This window comes from Mesorhizobium sp. P2_C7 (genome assembly GCF_056404515.1).
This window is the reverse complement of the sequence record NZ_JBFUDW010000006.1, coordinates 97,972-121,480: the sequence shown is the minus strand read 5'-3', so window position 1 is coordinate 121,480 and position 23,509 is coordinate 97,972. Positions and strand designations below refer to the sequence as shown.

Genomic DNA, 23,509 nt, shown 5'->3' with positions numbered 1-23,509 from the left:
TCATGACGATCAATTCTTCCATCCGGCTTCGGCCGGCCGAGCCGGCGGATGCCACCGCGATCAGGGATATCGTGCGCGCCGCCTATGCCAAATGGGTGCCGGTGATCGGCCGCGAGCCGCTGCCGATGCGCGCCGATTAAGACAAGGTCGTCGCCGAGCATCAGTTCGCTCTCGCTGTCGAGGCGGACGGCATTGTCGGGATGATCGAAACGATCCTGGCCGACGACCATCTCTGGATTGAGAATGTCTGCGTCGCACCGCGGGCACAGGGCAGGGGCATCGGCCGGCTTTTGCTGGAGCATGCCGAGCGGAGGGCGACCGAAGCCGGCCGCCCCGCGCTTCGCCTGCTGACCAACGGCGCCTTCGAGGCCAACGTGTCGCTCTACAAAAAGTGCGGCTACACAATCGACCGGGAAGAGCCGTTCATGAACGGGGTGACGGTCTATATGAGCAAGAAACTGGCAGGCTGATGTGGGTGGCCAGTACACGGCGCAAAGGTAGCGCCCTGTGGCGCCCCCCTCTGTCCTGCCGGACATCTCCACCTCAAGGGGGGAGATCGGCCGCCACCACACGGCCTTTGCTAATCGCGGATGTCGCAGGAAGAGCGCCGGCGCCCAAGCTGCCAATCTCCCTCCTTGTGGGGGAGGTGTCCGGCAGGACAGAGGGGGGCGCGAAGGAACTCGACGGCGGGTTCTTCACCGCTTCCGCTAAAGCGTAACGGGCATATTGCACACGGCTGGCTCAATCACTTGGCTCTTGCGTTTGACAGCGGCGTTTGTGCATCGTTATCTCCAGCCACATATGACGGCCGGCAAAGCCATGCGGCGCACCCCAAGGAGAAAACCATGTCACACAATCTGCAGTTCTATATCGATGGCGCGTGGGTCGATCCTGTTGTGCCCAACACATTCGACGTCATCGACCCATCGAACGAGGATGCCTTCGCGCAGATCTCGCTCGGCTCCAAGGCCGATGTCGACAAGGCGGTGGCCGCCGCCAAGCGCGCCTTCAACACTTTTGGCTTCACCGAAGTCGGCGAGCGGCTCGAACTGTTGAACCGCATCATCGAGGTCTACAAGAAGCGCAGTGCTGATCTGGCGCTCGCCGTGTCGCGCGAGATGGGCGCGCCGCGCCAGTTCGCGCTCGACAGCCAGGTCGGCGTCGGCCTCGCGCATCTGCAGAAGATGGCCGACGTGCTGAAGTCGTTCGAGTTCCGCCATGTCAAGGGCAGCTCGCTGGTGGTCAAGGAGCCGATCGGCGTCGTCGGCCTGATCACGCCGTGGAACTGGCCGCTGAACCAGATCACGTGCAAGGTCGGTCCGGCCCTTGCCGCCGGCTGCACCATGGTGCTGAAGCCGTCCGAGATCGCTCCGCTCGACGGCATCATCTTCGCCGAAATCCTGGACGAGGCCGGCGTGCCGAAGGGCGTCTTCAACCTCGTCAATGGCGACGGACCGGGTGTTGGCCAGGCGCTGTCCAGCCACCCCGACATTGACATGATGTCGTTCACCGGTTCGACCCGCGCCGGCATCCTGGTGGCCAAGGCCGCCGCCGACACGGTCAAGCGCGTGCATCAGGAGCTCGGCGGCAAGTCGGCCAACATCCTGTTTGGCGATGTCGACCTCGCGAAGGCCGTCACCAAGGGCGTCGCCGGCTGCTTCGGCAACAGCGGCCAGTCGTGCAATGCGCCGACGCGCATGTTCGTGCCGCGCGACCGCCATGACGAGGCTGCCGGCTATGCCAAGGCAGCGGCGGAAAAGTTCACAGTCGGCCCGGCCGATGCGGCCGGCACCAAGCTCGGGCCGGTCGTCAGCCAGGTCCAGTTCGACAAGATCCAGGAGCTGATCCAGAGCGGCATCGAAGAAGGTGCGACGCTGGTCGCCGGCGGCCCGGGCCGTCCCGCCGAACTCAACCGCGGCTACTATGTCCGGCCGACCGTGTTCGCCGACGTCACCCACGACATGCGGATCGCGCGCGAGGAGGTCTTCGGACCGGTGCTGGCGATCATGCCCTATGACAGCGTCGAGGAGGTGATCGAAACCGCCAACGACACGGTCTACGGCCTTGCCTCCTACATCCAGGCCAAGGACATGCAGAAGGCGCGCGAAGTGGCGGCGCGCATGCGCACCGGCAATGTCTACATCAACTATCCGACCTGGGACGCCGGCCTGCCGTTCGGCGGCTACAAGCAGTCGGGCAACGGCCGCGAATATGCCGAATACGGTCTTGAGGATTTCCTCGAAATCAAGGGCATCGCCGGCTACGAGGCGGCGGAGTAGGCACGACGCAGTTCCGGGCCGGCGGCAACGCCGGCCCGCCCTGCAATTCAGGGCGCGGTCCGCACGGTTGGCCGCGCCCTTGCTGTTTGGAGGCCTCGGGCTGCCTGCCTGGATGCAACGCAAGCAAGCCGCCGGGGCGACATGGCTTCGTTGCTCGCGGAAAACGACTGGTGATAGGCTGGATTGCCGGCAGCGGAGGATTCGAGCCTTGAGTGTGGGGAGCTCCCAGCCGAAGCTGGAAGGACAAGAGACCGACGAGAGCCACTACCAGGTTTTTGTCGACGATCATTTTCATTATCGCGATGAGAGCCACCGTTACCTCGACGGAAAATTTCCAACCTACGATGGGGCTTTGGAGCGCTGCCGCGCCATAGTCGACAGCGAACTGGAAGATGCTTTCAAACCCGGAGCGACTGCCGAAGAGCTGTTTGAGAAATACAGTTTGTTTGGCTCGGATCCGTTCATAAAGACACCGCCGGGGCTGCGGGTTGATCCGCCTTTCTCCGCCTGGAATTATGCATTGGAGCGGTGTGAAATCCTGGCTCGCGTCTCGACTGTTCCAAAAACCTGATTGCGCGCGGCCCAGAGGTTTTGGCTAAGCGCTGATGGGGATTCAAGGAATGCGTCTGATCCACCATTGGATCTGTTTCTTGCCAATTGGCAAATACATGCTATATATCTGCCAATAGCGAGGACGCAAAAGTGCAACTTCAGCCCATAGTCACCACGCCGGCCACGGTTGGAAGTGCCATTTCGGATGAAGAGGCGGGCGCGCTGGCGCGCACCACCGTCAACCTGTTCAAGGCCTGGAACCTCACCGACCTGGAGGCCTGCATCCTGCTCGGCGGCATGTCGGCGCGCACATGGGCACGTTGGAAGACTGGGGCACGCTGGAAGGAGGGCGGCATCGGCAGGATCGACCGCGACCTGCGCACCCGCATGGCGCATCTGATGGGCATCCACAAAGGCCTGCGCTATCTCTTTACGGAGCCGGCGCGCGGCTATGCCTGGATCCGCAAGCCCAATGCCACTTTCGGCGGCCAGTCGGCGCTCGACTTGATGCTGCGCGGTGAAATCTCCGACCTTGCCGCGATGCGCGAATGGCTCGATGCGGAGCGTGGTGCATGGTGAGTGGGCTTGCGGTCCGGCGCCGCGTCCACTGGCAGCAGACCTTCCGCATCATCCGCTCCATCCATCCGCCCATCGACCTCTTCGAGGACATTGCCGACCCGCGCGACTGGGAGGCGCTGGCAGCGGTCGAGGCGAAGACCAACCCGCGCATCAGGCTCGAGATCGGCGACCTTGGCAAGGTGGCCGCCACAAGGCGGGTCTCCGGTCCTGGCGCCAGCTTCGTGATGGCGCCCTTCGTGCATTGCTCGACCCTGCGGCCCGGTCGGTTCTCGGATGGCAGCTACGGGATCTACTATGCCGGCGACAGCGAAGAGGTGGCGCTCGCCGAGACCATTCACCACCATCAGAAGTTCATGCGCGCCACCAACGAGGATCCAGGCTGGACGGCGGATTTCCGCGTCCTGGTCGGCAGCGTCGACCGCGACCTCGACGACGTGAACGCGGTGCCCGGCGTGCTCGATCCCGACGACTACACCGCCTCGCAAGCAGAGGGGCGGGCGCTGCGGGCGGCCGGCAGCGACGGGCTGGTGTGGAACAGCGTGCGCATGCCGGGCGGCGGCTGCATCGGCATCTTCTGGCCGGACGCCATCACCATTCCGGTCCAGGGCCGGCATTACAGCTATCACTGGGACGGCGCCCGCGTGGATTTCGTGCGCGAGCACGATACGGGCAAGGTTCTGGCCGTCACCTGATGGCTGGCGAGAGCGAATTGCATCCGCGGTGAAGACCCGCTTGGTTGCAACCGCCCCGCTTTACAGGTCGCGGGTAAGCCGATATCCATAAATCCAAGGATTCGGATATATGGATAAAAAAGGCACGTTGAACGCGCTGGCGGCCCTTGGCCAGGAGACGCGGCTGGATGTTTTCCGGCTGCTCGTCCGCGCCGGTCCGGAAGGCATTCCGGCGGGCGAGATCGCCACAAGGCTGGATACGGTCCAGAACACCATGTCGGCGCATCTGAAGGTGCTCGCCCATGCCGGGCTGATCCACCCCCAACGCGATGGCCGGATCGTGCGCTACGTCGCCGACATGACCGGGTTTCGGGACCTGCTGGCCTATCTGATGGAAGATTGCTGCAACGGCGCGCCGGAACTCTGCCGTCCCGTCATCAATGCCGTGACCTGTGACTGCTAGGAGCACGCCGATGAGCGAAGTGGCTGTACGAGATCGCCCGCACCCTGCCGAAGGCCAACTGAGCGCCGTGGCGAACGACCTGCCACGCCGCTGCGTTGCCGAAGCGCTGGGAACCGCGCTGCTGGTCGCGACCGTGGTCGGCTCCGGCATCATGGCATCCCGGCTGACGCACGACATTGCCATGTCGCTGCTCGGCAACACGTTGCCTACGGGAGCGATCCTTGTCGTGCTGATCACGATACTCGGGCCGGTTTCAGGCGCGCATTTCAATCCGGCGGTCACGCTGGTGTTCGCGCTCCGCCGCGAAATCGACACGAGGGCGGCGCTCGCCTATGTCGTCGCCCAAATCGTCGGCGGCATCGCCGGGACGTTCCTGGCGCACGCCATGTTCGAACTGCCGATCCTGCAGGCCTCGGTGACGGTGCGGACCGGAGCCGGGCAATGGCTCGCCGAGGCAGTCGCAGCTTTCGGCCTCGTCTTCACCATCCTGGCAGGCCTGCGCTTCCGTTCCGACGCGATCCCCTGGCTGGTCGGGCTTTACATAACGGCCGCCTACTGGTTCACGGCCTCGACCTCATTCGCCAATCCGGCCGTCGCCATCGCCCGTGCGTTGTCGGACACGTTTTCCGGCATCCGCCCGGTCGACCTGCCGGGTTTCATATCAGCCGAATTGCTGGGCGCGCTGCTGGCCATGGCCCTGGCGGGCTGGCTGCTTGCCGAACCGAAACCAACCAGACAGATGAAGGCCGCGAAATGACCATCACCATCTATCACAATCCCGATTGCGGCACCTCGCGCAACACGCTGGCGATCATCCGGCAGTCGGGCGAGGAACCAGAGGTGATCGAGTATCTGAAGACGCCGCCGTCACGGCAAAAGCTGGTCGAGTTGATCGCTGCCATGGGTATGACACCGCGCGACCTTCTGCGCGACAAGGGCACGCCCTACGCAGAACTCGGGCTCGCCGACCCGAAATGGTCCGACGACGAGATCCTCGATTTCATGCTGGCGCATCCGATTCTGATCAACCGGCCGATCGTGGTGAGCCCGCTCGGCGTTGTGCTGGCCCGGCCGTCGGAAAAGGTGCTGGACATCCTGCACAACCCGGACATCGGCGCGTTCATCAAGGAAGATGGCGAGGTGGTCATCGACGCGTCGGGCAAGCGGGCCAGCTGATGCTATTTCCATATTTCTCGAAATTGGGTTGACGACTCGACAGGCGCCGCGTAACTTATTTCCATGAAACTCGAAAAAGCAGCCGCCCAGCTCGAAGCGCTCGGCAATCCGACGCGGCTTCAGCTTTACCGCATCCTCGTGCGCGCCGGTGACGACGGGCTTGCCGTCGGCAGCGTACAGGGCAAGCTCGATATTCCGTCCTCGACGCTGTCGCATCATCTCAAGCGCCTAGTCGACACCGGCCTTGTGACGCAGGAACGGCAAGCGACGACGCTGATCTGTCGCGCCAACTATCCCGGCATGAATGCGCTGATCGGCTATCTCGCCGACGAGTGCTGCGCGGATGCCGCCTGCGCGCCTGCCGTCGTCAAAGCGCTGGCCTGATTTTTTTCGCTTTGTAATTCGAAGATACCGGAAGGATCGAACATATGGACTTGATGGCAAACCTTCCCGTCGCGGTGATCGGCGCAGGCCCGSTCGGCCTCGCCGCCGCCGCGCATCTGGTCGAACGCGGCATCCGTCCGCTGATCCTGGAACGCGGCGAAAGCGTAGGTGCTGCATTGCTCGAATGGGGCCATGTGCGGGTGTTCTCGCCATGGCAATACAATATCGACGCGGCGGCGCGGGCGCTGCTCGACCGTTCCGGCTGGACGGCGCCAGACATGCGAGGCCTGCCGAGCGGCGGCGAGATCGTGCGCGATTATCTGGCGCCGCTTGCCGCACTTGCCGGCATCGCCGCCAATTTGAAGCTCGGCGCCGAGGTCACCGCCATCACCCGCCAGGGACATGACAAGGTCGCCAATGAGGGTCGCAAGGACGCTCCCTTCGTCATCCGCTACCGCGATGCGGGCAGCGAGCACCGCGTTCTCGCGCGCGCCGTCATCGACGCGTCCGGAACATGGTCGCGGCCAAACCCCATCGGCGTCGACGGTCTGCCGGTTGCCGGCGAAGGCGCGGCTTGCGGGCGCATTGCCTATGGCATTCCCGACGTGGTCGGCAAAGCCAGGGACAGCTATGCGGGCAAGCGTGTCCTCGTCATTGGCGGCGGGCATTCGGCGATCAACGTCGCCCTGGCGCTCATGGAGTTGCAGGACGCTGCACCTGGCACCGAGATTTTCTGGGCGCTGCGTCACGCCAGCGTCGACCGGCTGCTTGGCGGCGGGCTGAACGACCAGTTGCCCGAGCGTGGCGCGCTTGGCCTCGCCGCCAAGCAGGCGATGGCGGATGGAAGGCTGAACATGCTGGCGGCCTTCGCCGTCAACCGCATCGAAATGCAAGGCGAGGGGCTTGCTGTCGACGCCAGCCTGGCCGGCAAGCCATTCAGCCTTTCCGTCGATCGCATCGTCGTCACCACGGGCTTCAGGCCCGACCTGTCGTTCCTCGGCGAAATCCGCCTCGCGCTCGATCCCGCCGTCGAAGCGCCGCCGGCGCTGGCGCCGCTGATCGATCCGAATTTCCACTCGTGCGGCACGGTTCCCGCGCATGGCATCCGGGAACTTGCACATCCCGAACCCGGCTTCACCATCGTCGGCTCGAAATCCTACGGCCGCGCCCCAACCTTCCTGATGGCGACCGGCTACGAGCAGGTCCGCTCGGTGGTCGCCGACATTGCCGGAGATCATGTCGCGGCCCGCGAGGTGCGGCTGGTGCTGCCGGAGACCGGCGTGTGCAGCGCCGATGTCGTGGCGGGATCGGACAGTGCTGGCTGCTGCGGCGGGCCCGCGCCTGCCGGTGTCGACGCCTGCTGCGCAGAGGATGCGGACGCCAAGGCAAAGGGAGCGTCGGGCTGCGGCTGCGCAACAGGCCCATCGGTTGGCGCCAAGGCGACGGAAGCCGTGGGCGTCGATGCCTGACCGGTCTGTCCTGCGCAAGGCGATATGGGCGCTCGGGCTGACGCAGATCATCGGCTACGGCACGCTCTATTACAGCTTTTCGATCCTGGCGCCGGCGATGGCCAGGGAGTTCGGCCTCACGGAAGGGTGGGTGTTCGGCGCGTTGTCCGCCTCGCTGTTTGCCGGCAGCCTGTTCGCGCCCACGGCCGGGCGCTGGGCCGACCGCTTCGGCGCCGGGCGCATCATGACCATCGGCTCGGTCGCGGCAGCCGTCGCGCTGGCGCTGTGCGCCGTCTCGCCCGGCCGCGTGACCTTTGTTCTGGCCTTGCTGGCGATGGAGCTGGCCTCCAGTTTCGTCCTCTACAGCGCCGCCTTCGTGGCGATCGTGCAGATCGGGGTTCCCCGGCCGCAACGCAGCATCACCCACCTGACGCTCATCGCAGGGTTCGCCTCGACGCTGTTCTGGCCGCTGACCTCGGCGCTGCATGCGCATTTGACATGGCGCGAGGTCTATCTGCTGTTCGCGGCGCTCAATCTCGGACTCTGCCTGCCGATCCACGCCTGGCTGATGCGCCTGTCGCGCCGTCACGCGACGGCCGCGCCGCAAGAGCGCGGGCCGGCCCATGAAGCCGGCGCGGCATTCGATCCGCGACACGGAAAGGCAGCGTTCCTGCTGATGCTGGCAGGGTTCGCCTCCGAGGGCTTCGTGCTGTCGGCGATCCTCATCCACATGGTGCCGCTGACGGCGGCACTTGGGCTCGGCACGGCCGGCCTCTTCGTTTCGACCCTGTTCGGGCCGGCGCAGGTCGCCAGCCGGCTGATCAACATGCTGTTCGGCGGGCGCCTTCGGCAAACGCATCTCGCGGTCATTGCCGCGTCGCTGCTCACGGCCGGGCTGTGCGCGCTGCTGTTGACCACGCCATGGCTGCCCGGCGCTTTCCTGTTCGTGCTGCTGTTCGGCCTCGGTTCCGGCCTCACCAGCATCGTCGGCGGCACCTTGCCGCTCGAACTCTTCGGCCGCCAAGGCTATGGCGCGCGGCTGGGATGGGCGAGTGCCGCCCGCCAGTTCACCTCGGCCTTCGCGCCGTTCGCGCTCGCCTTCATGATGGCGCGGACATCCGTCGCCAATTCGCTGTGGGTCCTGGTGGTCGTCGCCGCGAGCGGCGTCATGGCCTTCCTCGCCATCGCGCTGCTGAGACGGCGCGCCGGCCGGGTTGCGTTTGCGATTGGCGGCAGTCCGGAAGAGGCGAGCTAGCCCGGATACTCAATGCCGCAAAATCTTGCTCAGGAAAGCCCGGCTGCGGTCGGTCTTGGGGTGCGAGAAGAATTCGTCCGGCGTGCCGCTTTCGACGATGGCGCCGGCATCCATGAACACCACGCGCTGGGCGACCTTGCGGGCAAAGCCCATCTCATGCGTCACCACCATCATGGTCATGCCTTCCTCGGCGACCGCCACCATGACGTCGAGCACTTCCGATATCATCTCGGGGTCGAGTGCGGAGGTCGGCTCGTCGAACAGCATGATCTTGGGCCGCATGCCGAGGCAGCGCGCGATCGCCACGCGTTGCTGCTGGCCGCCGGAGAGCTGCGCCGGATAGGCGTTGACCTTGTCGGCCAGCCCGACCTTGGCCAGCAATTCGCGCCCGGCCTTTTCGGCTTCAGTGCGCGGGATCTTGCGGACATGGATGGGCGCCAGCGTGACGTTCTCGAGCGCCGTCTTGTGCGGATAGAGGTTGAACGACTGGAAGACGAAGCCGATCTCGGTGCGCAGCTGCGTCATGTTGGTGGCGGGGTCGCCGAGGCGTTGGCCGTCGACGACGAGATCGCCGTCCTTGATCGCCTCCAGGCCGTTGACGCAGCGGATCAGCGTGCTCTTGCCCGAGCCGCTCGGGCCACAGACGACGACCACCTCGCGCGGCTCGACGCTGAGCGTGATGTCCTTGAGCACGTTGAGCGCGCCGAACCATTTGTTGACGCCGCGAAAGTCGATCATACCGGTTTTGGTCATATTTGCCGGACCTTTGGGGTTCGCTGTCATAGCTGCACCTCGCCATGCGCCGCGCCCATGCGGCGCTCGAGCCGGCGGGCGAGCATGATCAGGGGATAGCAGACGATGAAATAGCCGACGCCGACGAGGAAGAAGACCAGCAGGCCGTTGGGCACACGCTGCACCACCAGCCAGCCGACGCGGGTGAGGTCGGTGAGCCCGATCGCCGAGACGACCGAAGAGTCCTTGATCAGCAGCACATACTGCCCGACCAGCGGCGGCAGCACGATGCGCATCGCCTGCGGCAGCACCACCTGGCGCATGCGCTGCCAGCGCGACAGCCCGGATGCCAGCGCTGCCTCGACCTGGCCGGTTGGCACCGAGCGAATGCCGGCGGCGACGATCTCGCAGATGAAGCAGGCGGCAAGGTTGGTCAGCGCGATGATGCCGGCGGTGAAGGCGTCGAGCTCGATGCCGAGCTCCGGCAGGATGAAGAAGATCAGGAAGATCTGCACCAGGAACGGCGTGCCGCGGATCTGGTCGACCCAGGCGCCGATGAATCTGCCCACCAGCCGGTTGCCGCCGGTGCGCAGGATGCCGAGACCGAAGCCGAGCAGTGTGCCGAGCACCAGGCTGATCAGCGACAGCACCACCGTCATGCCGAGACCGCGCAGCGCCAGCGGATAGCTGCCGGCGAGGCTTTGCAGCTGTTGCCAGATCATGTCCGCGCCCCCGCTGTGCCGAGCCAGCGACCGGAGAGAGCGGCCAGCCCTTTCAGGCAGTAGTAGAGCAGCAGGTAGAAGGCGGCGATGGTGAGGAAACCTTCCGCCGGCATGAAGCGGTCGGAGGCGAGCAACTGGCCGGCGCGGGTCAGCTCGGCGACCGAGATCAGCGACAGCAATGCGGAATCCTTGACCAGCACGATCGCCTGGCCGAGCAGCGGCGGGATCGTCACCTTGAAGGCTTGCGGCAGGATGACCAGGCGCATGCGCTGGACATAGGTCATGCCCGAGGCGACGCTGGCTTCGACCTGGCCACGCGGGATCGACAATATGCCGGCACGAATAATTTCAGCGACATAGGCGCCGCTGTTGAGCGATAGCGCGAGGATGCCGACGACCAGCTCGGGCAGGACGAAGCCGAGCCGGGGCAGGCCGAAATAGAGGAAATAGAGCTGCGCCAGCAAGGGCGTGGCGCGCACGGCGTCGATATGGGCCTTGGCCGGGGCACGAAACAGCCAGCCGCGCTGCAGATTCATGGCGCACAGCACGATGCCGACGGCGAGCGCGCCGAGAAAGGACAGCGCCGACAGCCACACGGTCGTGACCAGGCCCTGCCCGAACAGGGGCAGGTACTCGACGATGGTGCGGAAACTGAAATTCTCGAGCATCGCTGGGCGGTTCCCCAAAGCGGGCGAAACGAAAGGTCAGGCGGCTTCGCGGCGCTCAAGACGCGCGCAAAACCGCCTGGATCCCAAGGCTGGTTAGTGGTCCTTCTTCCAGGCGTCGGAATTGACCCAGTAGTCCAGGTTCTTCTGCAGGCGCCCATCGATGCTGACCTGGTCGAGGAACAGGTTCATCCAGACCAGCAGGTCCGGCTCGTCATAGCGGGTGGCGAAGGCAAGCGGTTCCTTCGACAAAAGCTCCGGCATGATGGTGAAGGTGCCGGCCGGATAGGCGGTCGACTGGCCTTTCACCGCCGAGACGTCGTTGACGCCGCAATCGGCCTGGCCGTTGTTGACGGCGTCGAGCAGCAGCGGACCGCCGCCCTTGTAGCTCTTGACGTCGGCATCGGTGAAGACGGCCTTGGCCTCCTTCTCGCCGGTGGCGCCGAGCAGCACGGCGATCTTGGTGCCTTTGGCCTTGCAGTCTTCGGTGGTCTTGAACTTGCTGTCGGCCTTGGTGAACACGGTGCTGCCCGTATACATGTAAGGTTTGGTGAAGGCGACCTTCATGCCACGCGCCAGCGTCGGCGTCATGTCGGCGACCAGAAGGTCGGCCTTGCCCGACAGCAGCGCCGGGATCAGGCCGTCCCAGTCGAAGTCGAGGAAGGTGATCTTGACGCCCATTTCCTTGGCCATCAGCTCGGCCAGTTCAACCGAACTGCCGGTGCGTTCGCCATTGGCGCCGACCAGCGAGAAGGGCGGTCCCTGTGTCTGCACGGCGACGCGCAACTCGCCGCGCTTGGTGATGTCGTCGAGCGTTCCGGCCCTGGCCGCGGTGGCGAGCCCGGCGAGCGCAAGTCCAGCGATGAAAAGTCTGGCAATCTTCATTTGGCATTCCTCCTTGTTTTATTGTTCCACGTTGTTGTTTCACCCTTCGGGGTGCTTTTTTGAGCGGCAGCGCCGTTGCCGGCGGCAGCCACCGTTCGAAAATCCTCAGTCCCAGGCCACCGTCTCGGTCACAGTGATGCCGCGCCTGGCCAACTCGTCGAAGAAGCGGCCATCGGGCACATCGAGCAGCGGGCTGAGCAGGCCTGGTTTGGTGATCTCGCGCCGCGCCAGCATCTGCGCCACGATGCTGGCGGGATAGCCGACGCCGAGGCTCATGCCGAACAGGCCGGAGGCCAGGTCGCGCTCGATGATCAGGTCCGAGGTCACCGTCTTGCGGCGGCCGCCTTCGAGGCCGGAAAAGACATTGCGCATCACGCAAAGATCCTTTTCACCAGGGCCGTACTGCAATTGGGGCCCGAGCAGCCGGCCGAGGAATTCGCGCGGGCTGGAGCCGGTGCCGGGCACCTTGTCTTCGGAGAGGAAGCCGAGCTCCTTCAGCGGCGCCCAGAAGGCCGACCATCCCGGCCAGCGCAGCGTATAGCGGCCCGAGCGGCGCAGCCCTTTTGCCGCGTCCAGCATCTCGACATAGTGCAACGCATCGCCATTGGGGAAGGCTTCCAATGCGCCCAGGCCCGCCACCTCGATCTCATGGATGAAGGGGTTGTCATGCTGCCGGCCGGCCGGCACCGCGACGCGTTCGCCGTCCTCGATCATCACGCTGTCGCGGTTCTGGCTGACCAGAACCATGTCGAAGTTCCAGCTCACCTTGTAGCACAGGGGCTTGGCCATCGCCTTCGGCTCGGGGATGCCGCCGCAATAGGAATCGATCGCGGCGATGGTATCGAACTGCCTTGCGGCGCGCGCGTAGAGCACCAGGTCGATGCCGGGATCGAGCCCGCATTCGGCCATGATCGGCACACCAGCCTGTTCGGCGGCCGGTGCCAGGTGGGCGATGGCCTTGCCGTAATTGGTGGTGACCAGCGGCGTGCGCGTTGCGATCGCGGCCTGGACCGCCTCACGCATCAGCGGCTGCGGCAACAGGTCGATGACGGCGTCGGTGTCCGCCAGCACGCCGGTTAGCGCCGGGCCGATCGCGCCCTGCGGTACCACGAAGCGCACGCGGGCAAGGTCGGTCAGGCCGTCAAGGCGAGCCGCACCGTCCGGCGCCGTGTCGACGCAAACCACCTCCTCGGCACCGCTGGCGACGAGATCGGCGATGGCCGCCCGGCCTTGCAGGCCGAGGCCGCCGAGAACCGCTATTCTCATGCCGGCTCCTTGCGATCGTCCGACCAGCAGCCTTCCGGCAGGCTGACCCATTTGTTGCAGGACGCCATGACGACGAAGGTCTCGCTGCGAACGACTTCGCCCGGCTCGCCGGCCCCCGGGATCAGCTCGCTGGTGACGCGGTAGAGATCGGCGACGTCACCGGCCACGGTCACGTCGACGATGATGTCGAAGCGCCCGGTGACCACCGAAGCCGAGTTGACGAAGGGCAGTTCGGAAATGCGCTGCGCCAGCTCGCGGGCCCGGCCGCGTCCTTGCGCATTGATACCGACAATGGCCGAGATTAGCTCGGGGCGCTCGGTCAGGTTCAAGAGCCCGACGATCTTCAGCAGATTGCGGTCGAGCAGGTTGCGCAGCCGCGTGCGCACCGTCGGCACCGAAATCGCCAACATCTCGGCGAGGCGGTTGATGCCCGGCTGCGCGTCCTGCGACAGCTGTTTGACCAGCCGCCGATCGGTCAGATCGAGATGTTCCCGCAAAGGCTCTGTCTTTCATAAAAAGAAAAAAGATCGGCAAATTATTTGCCTATATGAAAACAAGCTATGTCACGAATTTTTGAAAAGCAAGGTGTTGTTTTCGCACCAAGTGGCATGGTGCGTCTTCTGGCGCGGTTGCGGTTGCGCCACTGGGTTGCCGGGTTCAGACCAGCGCAGCGGCCAGCAATTTCGCTTGTGGCGTCAATTCGTCGAAGCGGCGGGCGCACAGATTGAGCTGGCGTGTTGCCCAGTCGTCGGTGAGCCGCAGGCTGCGCAGCGTGCGTGCCGAGTGGCGCGCCGCACTTTCCGGCACGATGGCGATGCCGGCGCCCTGCGCGACGAGCCGGCAGACATTGTCGAGGCCGGGCACTCGGATGCGGATATGCAGATGACCGCCAAGGCGGGCGGCCTGGCGTGTGACGTGCTCCTGCAGCGCATGGCCTGTGCCGAGCCCGACGAAGGGTTCACCGAGAATGTCGGCGAGGCTGGTGGTGCGGCCTTCCAGTCCGGGCCAGTTCCGCGCGGCGACCACCACCAGCCGGTCGATGAAGAACGGTTTCTGCTCGAGATGTGACAGGCCAGCCCAGGTCGCGGCGATGCCGAGATCGGCCGCACCGCTGGCCACCGCCTCGGCGATCTCATGGCTGGGGCGCTCGTCGAGATCGATGTCGACCTGGGGATGCGTGACAAGGAAAGCCGGCAGGACACCACGCAGCAGCTCACCGGTGGCGGCGGTGTTGGCGAGCAGCCGGACGCGGGCGCGAAGGCCGGTGGCGTAGGCGCCGAGGTCGCCGGCCATCGCCTCGATCTGGTTCTGCACGGTGCGCGCATGGTGCAGCAGCGCCTGTCCGGCCGCCGTCGGCACCACGCCACGGCGGCGGCGTTCCAGCAGCGGCGCGCCGAGGCGATCCTCCATGCCCTTGATGCGGGCGCTGGCCGAGGCCAGGGCAAGGCCGGCGAGTTCGGCGCCATGGGTGATGCTGCCGCGCTCGGCCACCAGCAGGAACAGCCGGAGATCGACCAGATCGAAGCGCATTTTTTTGCTCCTGCAAACGGTTCGGCTGCCAGGCAAGGCCAGGGACTTCTTCCATGGGTCAGCCTTCGTCCTGGCCGAAGGCTGACAGTACAATTTCCACATTGTGACCGGCCCGCATCTGCGTCAAACAGTTTCGGGTGGAGATGTGCGATGAGCGAACGAGCATCAGGCCGGCCCGGCATTCTTGAAAGCACGGCGATCATTCTGGCCGTCGCCGTGGCTTGCCTTGCGATGGTGCGGGCGGAGCCCGGACTGGGGGGATGTGCGACGACCTCCGTCAGCCGCGATGCCGCGCCGTCCAGCCCTGAGGCCGATGCCACGGACATGCTGCTGCATGAGTGACCCTGCCCTGAAGGTGCGATCGTGCTGAGCGCCGGTGTCCTCGCCTGGATTGGCGCTGTCTTTCTCGCCGCCGGCGTGGTCAAGGGCGTCGTCGGCATGGGTTTGCCGACCGTGGCGATGGGGCTGCTGGCGGTGACGATGCCGCCGGCGCAAGCCGTCGCCTTGCTGCTGATCCCGTCGCTGGTCACCAACCTCTGGCAATTGTTGACGGGTCCGTCGTTCGGCGGCCTGTGCAAGCGGCTGTGGACGATGATGGCCGGTGTCGTGCTCGGCACCGTCGCCGGCGCCGGCCTTTTGACCGGCTCGCACACGGAATTTGCCTCGGCGGGGCTGGGCGCGGCGCTGGTGCTTTATGCGCTTGTCGGCCTCGCCAGGGCCGGCTTCACCACGCCGGCGCGCCACGAGGCTTGGGCGTCGCCACTGGTCGGCGTGGCGACCGGGCTGGTCACCGGCGCCACCGGCGTCTTCGTCATCCCGGCCGTGCCCTATCTGCAATCGCTGCGGCTGGACAGGGAAGACCTGATCCAGGCGCTCGGCCTTTCCTTCACTGTCTCGACAGCAGCGCTGGCCATCGGACTGTTCAGAACGGGAGCTTTCGCATCGCCGACGATGCAACTGGCGGGATCGGTCGCAGCCCTGGCGCCGGCGCTGGCCGGCATGGTCGTCGGCCAGGCGCTGCGCCAGCGGATGAGCGTCGAGACCTTTCGCACGGTGTTCTTCGTCGGCCTGCTGGCGCTGGGGGTCTATCTCGCGGGGGAGGTGGTGTTTTAGCCGCGCAGGCCTACCGAACCACCAGGACCGGGATTTCGGTTAAGGACAGCACCTCCGCGGTCTGGCTTCCCAACAGCAGCCTGCCCAGTCCCCGGCGGCCGTGCGAGGCCATCACGATCAGGTCGCAGCCCTCAGCCTTCGACAATTCCAGGATCGCCTCGGCGGGCTTCTTGTCCTCGATATGCACCACCTCGGCGCGCACATTCGCCAGCTCTGCCGACGCCTTGCATTTGTCGAGCACGTCCTTGGCGTATCGTCGACCGCCTTCCTGATAGGCGACGAATTCATCGCCGGCGGCATAGCCGGCCATGGTGCCGCCCCAGGCGAAGATCGGGAATGGCTCGGTGACGTGGACAAAGGTAACGGTGGCGCCGAGGCGGCTGGCCAGCGCCAGGCCGTGGGCAACGCCCTTGTCGGCCAGTTCCGATCCGTCCGTGGCGATCAGCAAATGTGTGTACATGATGATGTGACCTGTTGTGCAAGGGCCGTTGCCCTTGTGGTGGTGAGAGCCCGTAGGCTGACCTTGATATAGTTGCGCCACCGGGCTCGTCACAGGGGCCAGTTCGATGCGGATCAAGGCCAGGCGATTGCACACTTTCGCGTTGGCCGGATTCCCCTTTGCTGTGTCCTCCTCTAAGGTGCCGGCGATTTGAGGGACACCCATATGAGCAGCGCATATCCGCAGATCCATCTGGTCCGGCATGGCGAGACGGCGTGGAGCCTTTCGGGGCAGCACACCGGCCGCACCGACATGCCGCTGACGCCGGCCGGCGAGGCTGCGGCGCGCGGCGTCGCCGAGCGGTTGAAAGGCCTGTCGTTTTCGGCCGTATGGTCGAGCCCGTCGCAGCGTGCCTACAACACCAGCGTGCTGGCCGGCTTCGGCGCCGAGAGCGTCAAGAACGACGATCTGCAGGAGTGGGACTACGGCGCCTATGAAGGGCTGACGACAAAACAGATCCTGGCCGAGCGGCCTGGCTGGAACGTGTTTCGCGATGGCTGCCCGAAGGGCGAGACGGCGGCCGATGTCGGCGCCCGGGCCGACACGATCATCGCCGCGCTGCGCAAGGCCAATGCCGACATTCTGGTGTTTTCCAGTGCGCATTTCCTGCGCGTGCTGGCGGCGCGCTGGATAGGCCTGCCGCCGGAAGGCGGCGCGCTGTTCGTGCTGGACACCGCAAGCATCAGCGTGCTCGGCTACGAGCACGATCTGACCGAGCCGGCAATTCGCAAGTGGAATCAGAAATAAGTCACGCGACAACCTTGTCGAACTTCTTGATCGCGTCGGCGGTCACGGGCGTGAAGAAGTTCACCAGATTGCCGTCCGGGTCGCGGAACAGCAAAGAGCGGTTGCCCCAGGGCATGGTGGTCGGCTTCTGCACGGTTGCGTCCTTGATGGTGTCGGACAGCCTGGCGAATTCCGCATCGACATCGCCGACGCGGAATTCGATGATGGCGGTGTGGTTGTCGGCGGGGCGGGCGACGTCGCCGCCGAACAGCTGCAAGGTACGCGTGCTGCCGATCGCCAGCGTGCAGGCCGGTGTCGCCAGTTCGGCGAAGTCTTCGGTGTAGATCGTCACGGGCATGCCGGTGATCTCGCCGTAGAATCGCACGAGGCGCTGGACATCCGACGTGATGATGCGGACCGAGACGAAATTCATCGCATTTGCTCCCTGATTTGCTGGAGCCACCGTCGGGCTCGTGCGCAGATATAGACCAGCCCTCCTGACAGCTTCCCGTCAGGAGGCCGGCCAGACAGGCGGCAGGCCGAATGGAGCAAAAAGGTCGGGGCCGAGCGGGCCGACATAGACCGTCAGCGAAGCGATCCCGCCGTCGGCCGGCTCGATGATATGCAGCGACTGGGCACGCCATTCGGAATCCTGATGGCGTCGCGCATAGATCGCGACCGCGGGCTGGCCGTTCGCGCGGGTGGCGACCGGCTGGTAGCCGGCGAAATTGCCCCAGACAGTCTTGAAGAAACCTTGGATCGCCTGGCGGCCCTGATACCAGTCCAGCCATGGCGGCATGTGATAGGTGGCGTCCTCGCGCAGCAGCTCGATGAAGCCGTCGAGGTTGGCGGACTGCCAGGCCTGCATGTAGCGCTCCAGCAGCAGGCCCTCTTCGCCGGAGGGCCGCGATCGCTGCAGCGGACGCCCCTGCGGATAGCGTGCCCCAAGCGTTGCGCGGGCCCGCTGCAGGGCGCTGTTGATCGAAGCGGCGGAGCCGCCCAGCAATTGCGCGCTCTCGAGCGCCGACCAGCCCAGCACGTCGCACAGCAAAAGGGCGGCGCGCTGCCTGGGCGGCAAGGACTGGATCGCGGCGACGAAGGCGAGCTGCACCGCTTCGCGGGTCTCGTAGCGGGCTTCCGGGCCCGGCTCGCCGTCGATAAGGTCCGGCAGCTCGGTGTCCGGGTAGGGCTCCAGCCAGGCGAGTTCGGCGGCGGGCCCGGCGGCGGCGCGCCCCTCGGACGGCGGCCTTCCGGGCTGCTCGACAATGCGATGCGTCGATGACCTCGCCTTGATGGCGTTGAGGCAGCTGTTGGTGGCGATGGTGTAGAGCCAGCCGCGCAACGAGCCGCGGCCATCGAATTGCGACCTGCCGCGCCAGGCTTTCAGGAACGTGTCCTGGACGAGGTCGTCGGCCTCGTGCAGCGTGCCCATCATCCGGTAGCAGTGCAGCTTGAGTGCGCGGCGATGGGCCATTGTCAGGCGCTCGAAGGCCAGCCGGTCGAGGATCGGCTGGCCCTGCTCGCCCATTGGCTCAAGCGGGCCAGGAGCGTCTGTCATGTCGAGCCCATTGTGTTGAATTCGACCGGCATCCTGCGCGCCTCATGCCGCCGCCGCAAGTCCGCTGCCGCTGACGGTGAAGGAGACGCCTTGCAGCTTGCCACCGGCGAGCGTGACCACGGCGTGCCCGACATCGGCCGGTGTCTGCATGTCGGTCATGCTGGCGAGGAAATCCGCCGGGCTGATGCCGAGATAGGCCGACACGCCGTCGATGCCGCGCTGGCCGACGCCGGTGTCCGGCATGATCCGCATCGGCACCAGCGCCATGAAGCGCAGGCCAAGGCCGAGCCGGTCGGCTTCCTTCTGGCAATGGGCGGCAAGGAACATCTGCATGCGCTTGGCGCCGGAGTAGCCGCCGGAGTTCGGCGGCCCGCCGCTGAGCGCCGCGCCACTGGAGATCAGCACCACCCGGCTACCCGGCTTCAGCCGGCCCTGAAGTGCGGCCTTGCAAAACAGGAACGATGCCTTGACGTCCATGTCCCAGTTCGCGGAGAAGTCGTCCCAGCTTTGGTCCTGGACCGGCGCCGACGGGGCAAGGGCGCCGGCGCAGATCACCAGAACATCCGGCTCCAGCGCGGCGAACACCGCATCGGGCGCGGTCTCCTGCGTGGCGTCGACCGCCAACGTCTTCACTCTGGGTTTCTCCCAGGACAGCTGCTTCAGATCGGCTGCACCCCGGGCTACGGCGAGCACCGTCGCGCCCTCGCTGAGTGTGGTTTCGACGATCGCGCGGCCGACGCCCCGGCTGCCTCCGACGACGACGACATTCTGACCTTGTAACGATGCCATGGATCACCTCGTTTCTTCCGGCCGCCGGACCATTCCAGCGCCTGTAGATCAGGACAGCGCGGGTGAGCGGAAATCATCGGTGAGGGGCAAGAATTTTTTGGAGGTGTCGCGGTTGAAGGGGCCTGCACCTGCCACTTACTCCGCCAGCAGCGCCAATTCCTCCGGCGTCAGGTGCCGCGCCGTGCCCTTGGCGAGGTCGCCGAGCAGCAGGCGGCCGATGGCGATGCGGATCAGCCGCAGCACTTCGATGTCATGCGCGGCCAGCAGGCGGCGGATGTGGCGGTTACGGCCCTCGTCGAGCACGATCTCCAGCCAGGCGGTGCGGCCGCCGCTGCGCAGAAGCTCGATCGCGTTCGTGGTCAGGGTCTCGCCGTCGACGGTCACGCCGGCGCGCAATCCTTCCAGCATCGCGGCGTCGGGCACCGTGCCGATCTGCACGTGGTAGGTCTTGGGCAGATGCGAGGCTGGGTCCATCAGCCGGTTGGCAAACTGGGTGTCGTTGGTCATCAACAGCAAGCCTTCGCTCGCCTTGTCGAGCCGGCCGACCGGCGAGACGAAGGGCAGGTCGAGCCCGTCGAGGCAAGCATAGACGGTGTCGCGCTGTTGCGGGTCGTCGCGGGTGGTAACCATACCGCGCGGCTTGTTGAGGATGAGATAGACCTTGCGCTCGGCAACCACGGGCCGGTCGTCGACGACGATGCGGTCGCGGTTGAGGTCGACGCGAAAGGCCGCATTGCGCACCACCTTGCCGCCGACGCGCACGCGTCCCTCCGCGATCAGCACCTCGGCCTGCGTGCGTGAGCACAGGCCGAGCTTCGACAAAGCGCGGTTGAGGCTGACGCCAGGCGGTTTGCCAGTGTGCGGCTTGCCAGTGCTAGCGTTGCGGGCAGGTGGCCTGCTGTTGGGCGGTGGTGGTCGTGCTGCCATGCTGCTGGGGATCGGTCCGTTGTGTCAGACAGATGCCACGGGCCACGACGGTTTCGCAAGCCGGATGCGGCGAGGCCCGCTCACATGCGACGATGGCGGGCTGTCTCCTTCCACGAAGCTGCTCTTCCGGGAAGAGGCTATTCCCGCCCGTTGAAGAACGCCGTCAGCACGGGTGCGTGCCCGGCGGGTTTCAGCATGTGGTTCTGGCCGGCCAGCGTCCGGTAGCGGGCATTGGGCAACGCCTCGGCCAGCGCCTTGTTGCCACGCTGCATCCAGAGCGGGCTCTTGCCGCCATCGGTCACCAGGATCGGCACGTGCACCGAAGCCCAGCGGGCAGGGTCTAGCATCTTGCCGCGTTGATCGCCGGCGACGATGGCGCCGTCATAGGGCAATGTATGCGCCACCGCCTTGAGCTTCGACCAGATCGGCGTCAGCCGCATGAGGACAATCAGCAGGCCGGGCATGCCGACCGATCTGAGGAAGGCGGTCACCGCGTCGCCGCGCCGGTCTTCAGCGATCGCGGCCCGGATCGTTGCCCAGTCGCCTTGCGTGGTCTCGCGGCTGTCGTCGACGATCAGCGGCGCTTCGTAGAGCGCCAGCTTGCCGATGCCGGGCAGGCGGCTTGCCGCCATCAGCGCCAGCATGGCGCCTGACGACATGCCCCAGACGAACGCCCTGCCGCCGGCTGCCTGGAGCACGGCCTCGATGTCGTCGACCTCGCGTTCGACCGCGTAGGGCGTGGTGTCGCCGCTGTCGCCACGGCCACGGCGGTCGTAGCGGAACACGGTGAAGCTGCCTTCAAGCGCCCTGGCGAGTGGAAGGCTCGGGCCCATGGTGCGGGAACAGAGCGCGCCGTCGACCAGGATGAGCGGATGGCCCCGGCCACGGCGCTCGCAGGCGATCGGCGTTCCATCCCGCGACAGGACGGCCTGCGTGGTCGGCTCAGCGTTTTCAGCCAGCATGGTTGCCTCCTATCAGCTGCTCGAGCCGGTCGAAGCTCTGCGTCCAGCCGCCGCGCATGCCGAGCGCCAGCAGGCGCTCGCGGTCGGCAACGCTGGCCAGCGTCACCTCGAAATGGACGTGGGTTCGCTGCGCATCCGGTGTGAAGATCACCGTATGGCGGCTTTGCCCAGGCGGCTTGCCGGCCCATTCGCGCAATTCGGGATCCGGCTCGTCGGAATAGACCAGTCGGCTGTTCTCCACGATTTCGAGATAGCTGCCCTGGTTGCGGTAGAGCGCGCCGCTCGAGGTGCGCATGTCGATGCGCCAGCGGCCGCCGACGCGCAGGTCGAGCACACAATGCGGGATGGTGCAGTCCTTGATGCCCCACCATTGCGCCACCAGCGCAGGATCGGTCCACAGCCGGAAGACACGCTCGACCGGGGCGTGGAAAGTCCGCTCGATGGCAAAGCTGCGGTCGTCCGTCGAGGCCATGGGCGCGCTCATTCCGGTTTGTCCGCGTCGCGCCGCAACAAGTCCTCCATGCGGTCGAAGCGGCCTTCCCAAAGCTTGCGATAGCCGTCCAGCCAGCGGTCGATGTCGCGCAGCGGCTTGAGTTCGATGCGGCTCAGATGCTTTTGCGCCGACCGGCTGCGGGTGACCAGGCCTGCCTGCTCCAGCACGCCGACATGCTTGGAGATCGCCCGCACGGTCAGCGCGAAAGGTTGCGCCAGTTCGGCGACCGAGGCTTCGCCGTCGAGCAGCCGGGCAAGGATGGCGCGGCGCGTCGGGTCGGCCAGCGCGGCAAATGTGTCGTCGAGGGAGATTTGAATTGCCATTACGGAACCATTTAGTTCTGGAACTATTTGGTTCTATAAAAGACGCCGCTTGCCGCGTCAATCGGGAAAACGCTCGCAAACAGGACGCTGGCCGCGAAGGGCAAGGCGTTGCCGGCCCCAGAAATCCAAAAATCCGACAATTCCGATAATTTGCCCAACAGTTCCGTTCTATCGATTATTGCGCAAACGGATGACCCTGGGTTAGCATCCCCGTGCTGACGTCGATGGGAGGCACTTTTCAACAGCGGCGACCAGCTGGAGCGGCACGCGTTTTCGGGCGCACGGAGGATGCTCCAACACTTTGAACCGGCGCATGATCCCTTCCCAAGACCAATCACGGCCTTGGGGATGATGCGTCCCTGTGGAGGAGGAACCCTATGAACAGACGTGAATTCCTGCTGTCGTCCGCGGCCTTTGGCGCCATGATGCTTGCCGCGCCCTCGGTGTTTGCCGAGGACAAGCTCACCATCCTCGGCTCGGTGCCCAATCTCGGCTTTCCGTTCTTCGTGCACATGCTGAACGAGATCAAGGCCGAGGCTGCCGCGCAAGGCGTCAACCTGACCGAGAGCGACGGCCAGAACTCGGCCACCAAGCAGACTGCCGACATCGAGGCGGCGCTGGTGCAGAAGGTCAACGCCATCGTCATCTCGCCGCTCGACGTCAACGCGCTGGCGCCGGCAATCGAGGAAGCGGTCAAGGCCGGTGTTCCCGTGGTGACGATCGACCGCCGCGTCGACGGCGTCGAAGGCATTTTGGCCCATGTCGGCGCCGACAACGTCAAGGGCGGGGAGGCGGAGGCCAACGCCATGGTGGCGGCGTTCCCCAATGGCGCCAAGATCTTCCATCTGCAGGGTCAGCCCGGCGCCGGCCCGGCGATCGATCGCAACAAGGGTGTCCACAATGTGCTCGACCCGTTGAAGGACAAGTACCAGATCGTATTCGAGCAGACTGCCAACTTCGCGCGCGCTGAGGCGCTGTCAGTGACCGAGGCCGGCCTTGCCGCCAACGGCAAGCCGGATGCCATCGTCTGCGCCAATGACGACATGGCGCTCGGCGCCATGGAGGCGTGTGCGGCGCGCAACTTCACCGACGTGAAAATCTACGGCTTCGACGCGCTGCCGGAAGCTCTGGTCGCTGTACGTGACGGCAAGCTCGCCGGCACCGTCGAGCAGTTCCCCGGCGAACAGTCGCGCACGGCGGTACGCATCGCGGTGGCTTACGCCAAGGACAAGACCGAGCCGAAGGAGAAGCTGGTGCTGTTGACGCCAATCGTCATCGGCAAGGACAATCTCGACAAGGCCGAGCGGATTGGCGAGACCAAGTAGTGGGGCAGGTTGCGCACAGATCGCTGAAGCTGGCGCCGCCCCTCATCCGCCTGCCGGCACCTTCTCCCCGTGTAGCGACGGGGAGAAGGGAATCGGCCTGACGCTGGCGACCCCCTCTCCCCGTCTCCGGGGAGAGGGTAAGGTGAGGGGCAGCGCTGACGTTCGATGACTCAGGGAGCAACCATTG

The 23,509-nt window shown here is 65.6% G+C and carries 30 protein-coding genes and 1 pseudogene; 16 read left to right on the top strand and 15 right to left on the bottom strand.

Annotated elements, in window-relative coordinates; all coding sequences use genetic code 11:
- The first annotated feature begins 2 nt into the window (after positions 1 to 2).
- The 12 genes and pseudogenes from AC1D2G_RS14520 (at position 3) to arsK (ending at position 8,807) form a co-directional block, all read left to right on the top strand.
- Positions 3 to 140, top strand: a complete 138-nt coding sequence (locus AC1D2G_RS14520; RefSeq protein WP_477414776.1) for a hypothetical protein — start codon at positions 3 to 5, stop codon at positions 138 to 140.
- A 30-nt stretch (positions 141 to 170) separates the two neighbouring features.
- Positions 171 to 470 (top strand): annotated as a pseudogene (locus tag AC1D2G_RS14515) (GNAT family N-acetyltransferase); the annotation flags it as partial.
- 375 nt (positions 471 to 845) lie between these two features.
- On the top strand, positions 846 to 2,279 hold the full coding sequence (locus AC1D2G_RS14510; RefSeq protein WP_477414774.1) for an aldehyde dehydrogenase family protein: 1,434 nt from the start codon (positions 846 to 848) through the stop codon (positions 2,277 to 2,279).
- A 208-nt stretch (positions 2,280 to 2,487) separates the two neighbouring features.
- On the top strand, positions 2,488 to 2,850 hold the full coding sequence (locus AC1D2G_RS14505) for a hypothetical protein (protein ID WP_477414772.1): 363 nt from the start codon (positions 2,488 to 2,490) through the stop codon (positions 2,848 to 2,850).
- 131 nt (positions 2,851 to 2,981) lie between these two features.
- Positions 2,982 to 3,410 (top strand): antitoxin Xre/MbcA/ParS toxin-binding domain-containing protein, encoded by a 429-nt coding sequence (locus AC1D2G_RS14500; protein WP_477414770.1) that lies wholly within the window; start codon positions 2,982 to 2,984, stop codon positions 3,408 to 3,410.
- Entirely contained in the window at positions 3,404 to 4,102 is a 699-nt protein-coding gene (locus AC1D2G_RS14495) for an RES family NAD+ phosphorylase (protein ID WP_477414768.1), read from the top strand. The genes AC1D2G_RS14500 and AC1D2G_RS14495 overlap by 7 nt, the downstream gene beginning before the upstream one ends.
- Before the next feature lie 109 nt (positions 4,103 to 4,211).
- A complete protein-coding gene (locus AC1D2G_RS14490; protein ID WP_095091162.1) occupies positions 4,212 to 4,544 on the top strand; it encodes an ArsR/SmtB family transcription factor in 333 nt (110 codons plus the stop codon).
- Between the two features lie 67 nt (positions 4,545 to 4,611).
- On the top strand, positions 4,612 to 5,301 hold the full coding sequence (locus tag AC1D2G_RS14485) for an aquaporin (protein ID WP_477415135.1): 690 nt from the start codon (positions 4,612 to 4,614) through the stop codon (positions 5,299 to 5,301).
- Entirely contained in the window at positions 5,298 to 5,720 is a 423-nt protein-coding gene (gene arsC, locus AC1D2G_RS14480; RefSeq protein ID WP_477414766.1) for an arsenate reductase (glutaredoxin), read from the top strand. Before AC1D2G_RS14485 ends, arsC begins: the two co-directional genes overlap by 4 nt.
- Positions 5,721 to 5,783: 63 nt before the next feature.
- Positions 5,784 to 6,104, top strand: coding sequence for an ArsR/SmtB family transcription factor (locus tag AC1D2G_RS14475; protein ID WP_457150583.1), 321 nt, complete (start codon positions 5,784 to 5,786; stop codon positions 6,102 to 6,104).
- Positions 6,105 to 6,148: 44 nt separating this feature from the next.
- Complete coding sequence (locus AC1D2G_RS14470; RefSeq protein WP_477414764.1) at positions 6,149 to 7,573, top strand: NAD(P)-binding domain-containing protein; 1,425 nt, start codon at positions 6,149 to 6,151, stop codon at positions 7,571 to 7,573.
- Positions 7,566 to 8,807, top strand: coding sequence for an arsenite efflux MFS transporter ArsK (arsK, locus tag AC1D2G_RS14465; RefSeq protein ID WP_477414762.1), 1,242 nt, complete (start codon positions 7,566 to 7,568; stop codon positions 8,805 to 8,807). Before AC1D2G_RS14470 ends, arsK begins: the two co-directional genes overlap by 8 nt.
- Before the next feature lie 9 nt (positions 8,808 to 8,816).
- Here the strand turns inward: arsK and AC1D2G_RS14460 are convergent, their stop codons facing one another.
- The 7 genes from AC1D2G_RS14460 to AC1D2G_RS14430 form a co-directional block, all read right to left on the bottom strand.
- Positions 8,817 to 9,560, bottom strand: a complete 744-nt coding sequence (locus AC1D2G_RS14460; protein ID WP_477301403.1) for an amino acid ABC transporter ATP-binding protein — start codon at positions 9,558 to 9,560, stop codon at positions 8,817 to 8,819.
- Positions 9,561 to 9,586: 26 nt separating this feature from the next.
- The gene (locus AC1D2G_RS14455; protein ID WP_477414760.1) at positions 9,587 to 10,261 is read right to left on the bottom strand and encodes an amino acid ABC transporter permease; all 675 of its coding nucleotides are present in this window, start codon (positions 10,259 to 10,261) and stop codon (positions 9,587 to 9,589) included.
- A complete protein-coding gene (locus tag AC1D2G_RS14450; protein WP_477414758.1) occupies positions 10,258 to 10,929 on the bottom strand; it encodes an amino acid ABC transporter permease in 672 nt (223 codons plus the stop codon). Before AC1D2G_RS14450 ends, AC1D2G_RS14455 begins: the two co-directional genes overlap by 4 nt.
- A 93-nt stretch (positions 10,930 to 11,022) precedes the next feature.
- The gene (locus AC1D2G_RS14445; protein ID WP_477414756.1) at positions 11,023 to 11,811 is read right to left on the bottom strand and encodes an ABC transporter substrate-binding protein; all 789 of its coding nucleotides are present in this window, start codon (positions 11,809 to 11,811) and stop codon (positions 11,023 to 11,025) included.
- Positions 11,812 to 11,916: 105 nt separating this feature from the next.
- A complete protein-coding gene (locus AC1D2G_RS14440; RefSeq protein ID WP_477414754.1) occupies positions 11,917 to 13,077 on the bottom strand; it encodes a saccharopine dehydrogenase family protein in 1,161 nt (386 codons plus the stop codon).
- Entirely contained in the window at positions 13,074 to 13,574 is a 501-nt protein-coding gene (locus AC1D2G_RS14435) for an Lrp/AsnC family transcriptional regulator (protein ID WP_095091173.1), read from the bottom strand. The genes AC1D2G_RS14440 and AC1D2G_RS14435 overlap by 4 nt, the downstream gene beginning before the upstream one ends.
- Before the next feature lie 160 nt (positions 13,575 to 13,734).
- A complete protein-coding gene (locus AC1D2G_RS14430) occupies positions 13,735 to 14,607 on the bottom strand; it encodes a LysR substrate-binding domain-containing protein (protein ID WP_477414752.1) in 873 nt (290 codons plus the stop codon).
- Positions 14,608 to 14,757: 150 nt separating this feature from the next.
- Here AC1D2G_RS14430 and AC1D2G_RS14425 point away from each other — a divergent pair, with 150 nt between their 5' ends.
- Both AC1D2G_RS14425 and AC1D2G_RS14420 read left to right on the top strand, forming a co-directional pair.
- Complete coding sequence (locus AC1D2G_RS14425; protein ID WP_477414750.1) at positions 14,758 to 14,949, top strand: hypothetical protein; 192 nt, start codon at positions 14,758 to 14,760, stop codon at positions 14,947 to 14,949.
- A gap of 21 nt (positions 14,950 to 14,970) precedes the next feature.
- Entirely contained in the window at positions 14,971 to 15,720 is a 750-nt protein-coding gene (locus AC1D2G_RS14420; protein ID WP_477414748.1) for a sulfite exporter TauE/SafE family protein, read from the top strand.
- 10 nt (positions 15,721 to 15,730) lie between these two features.
- Here AC1D2G_RS14420 and AC1D2G_RS14415 read toward each other — a convergent pair whose 3' ends face one another.
- The gene (locus AC1D2G_RS14415) at positions 15,731 to 16,180 is read right to left on the bottom strand and encodes a universal stress protein (protein ID WP_457150572.1); all 450 of its coding nucleotides are present in this window, start codon (positions 16,178 to 16,180) and stop codon (positions 15,731 to 15,733) included.
- Positions 16,181 to 16,384: 204 nt separating this feature from the next.
- Here AC1D2G_RS14415 and AC1D2G_RS14410 point away from each other — a divergent pair, with 204 nt between their 5' ends.
- Complete coding sequence (locus AC1D2G_RS14410; RefSeq protein WP_477414746.1) at positions 16,385 to 16,966, top strand: histidine phosphatase family protein; 582 nt, start codon at positions 16,385 to 16,387, stop codon at positions 16,964 to 16,966.
- 1 nt (position 16,967) lies between these two features.
- Here the strand turns inward: AC1D2G_RS14410 and AC1D2G_RS14405 are convergent, their stop codons facing one another.
- The 7 genes from AC1D2G_RS14405 to AC1D2G_RS14375 all read right to left on the bottom strand — a co-directional run bounded on the left by AC1D2G_RS14405 (position 16,968) and on the right by AC1D2G_RS14375 (position 21,997).
- A complete protein-coding gene (locus AC1D2G_RS14405) occupies positions 16,968 to 17,378 on the bottom strand; it encodes a VOC family protein (RefSeq protein WP_477414744.1) in 411 nt (136 codons plus the stop codon).
- 78 nt (positions 17,379 to 17,456) lie between these two features.
- Positions 17,457 to 18,503, bottom strand: coding sequence for an RNA polymerase subunit sigma-70 (locus tag AC1D2G_RS14400; protein WP_477414742.1), 1,047 nt, complete (start codon positions 18,501 to 18,503; stop codon positions 17,457 to 17,459).
- A gap of 42 nt (positions 18,504 to 18,545) precedes the next feature.
- Complete coding sequence (locus AC1D2G_RS14395; protein WP_477414740.1) at positions 18,546 to 19,292, bottom strand: SDR family NAD(P)-dependent oxidoreductase; 747 nt, start codon at positions 19,290 to 19,292, stop codon at positions 18,546 to 18,548.
- Between the two features lie 135 nt (positions 19,293 to 19,427).
- Positions 19,428 to 20,219: a pseudouridine synthase gene (locus AC1D2G_RS14390; protein WP_477414738.1), complete on the bottom strand. Its 792-nt coding sequence runs from the start codon at positions 20,217 to 20,219 to the stop codon at positions 19,428 to 19,430.
- 137 nt (positions 20,220 to 20,356) lie between these two features.
- Complete coding sequence (locus AC1D2G_RS14385) at positions 20,357 to 21,181, bottom strand: alpha/beta fold hydrolase (RefSeq protein ID WP_477414736.1); 825 nt, start codon at positions 21,179 to 21,181, stop codon at positions 20,357 to 20,359.
- The gene (locus AC1D2G_RS14380) at positions 21,171 to 21,665 is read right to left on the bottom strand and encodes an SRPBCC family protein (protein WP_477414734.1); all 495 of its coding nucleotides are present in this window, start codon (positions 21,663 to 21,665) and stop codon (positions 21,171 to 21,173) included. Before AC1D2G_RS14380 ends, AC1D2G_RS14385 begins: the two co-directional genes overlap by 11 nt.
- Positions 21,662 to 21,997 (bottom strand): ArsR/SmtB family transcription factor, encoded by a 336-nt coding sequence (locus AC1D2G_RS14375; RefSeq protein ID WP_477414732.1) that lies wholly within the window; start codon positions 21,995 to 21,997, stop codon positions 21,662 to 21,664. Before AC1D2G_RS14375 ends, AC1D2G_RS14380 begins: the two co-directional genes overlap by 4 nt.
- A gap of 377 nt (positions 21,998 to 22,374) precedes the next feature.
- On the opposite strand from AC1D2G_RS14375, the gene AC1D2G_RS14370 reads away from it, so the two are divergent.
- Positions 22,375 to 23,322, top strand: coding sequence for a substrate-binding domain-containing protein (locus AC1D2G_RS14370; RefSeq protein WP_378917828.1), 948 nt, complete (start codon positions 22,375 to 22,377; stop codon positions 23,320 to 23,322).
- Positions 23,323 to 23,509 lie beyond the last annotated feature (187 nt).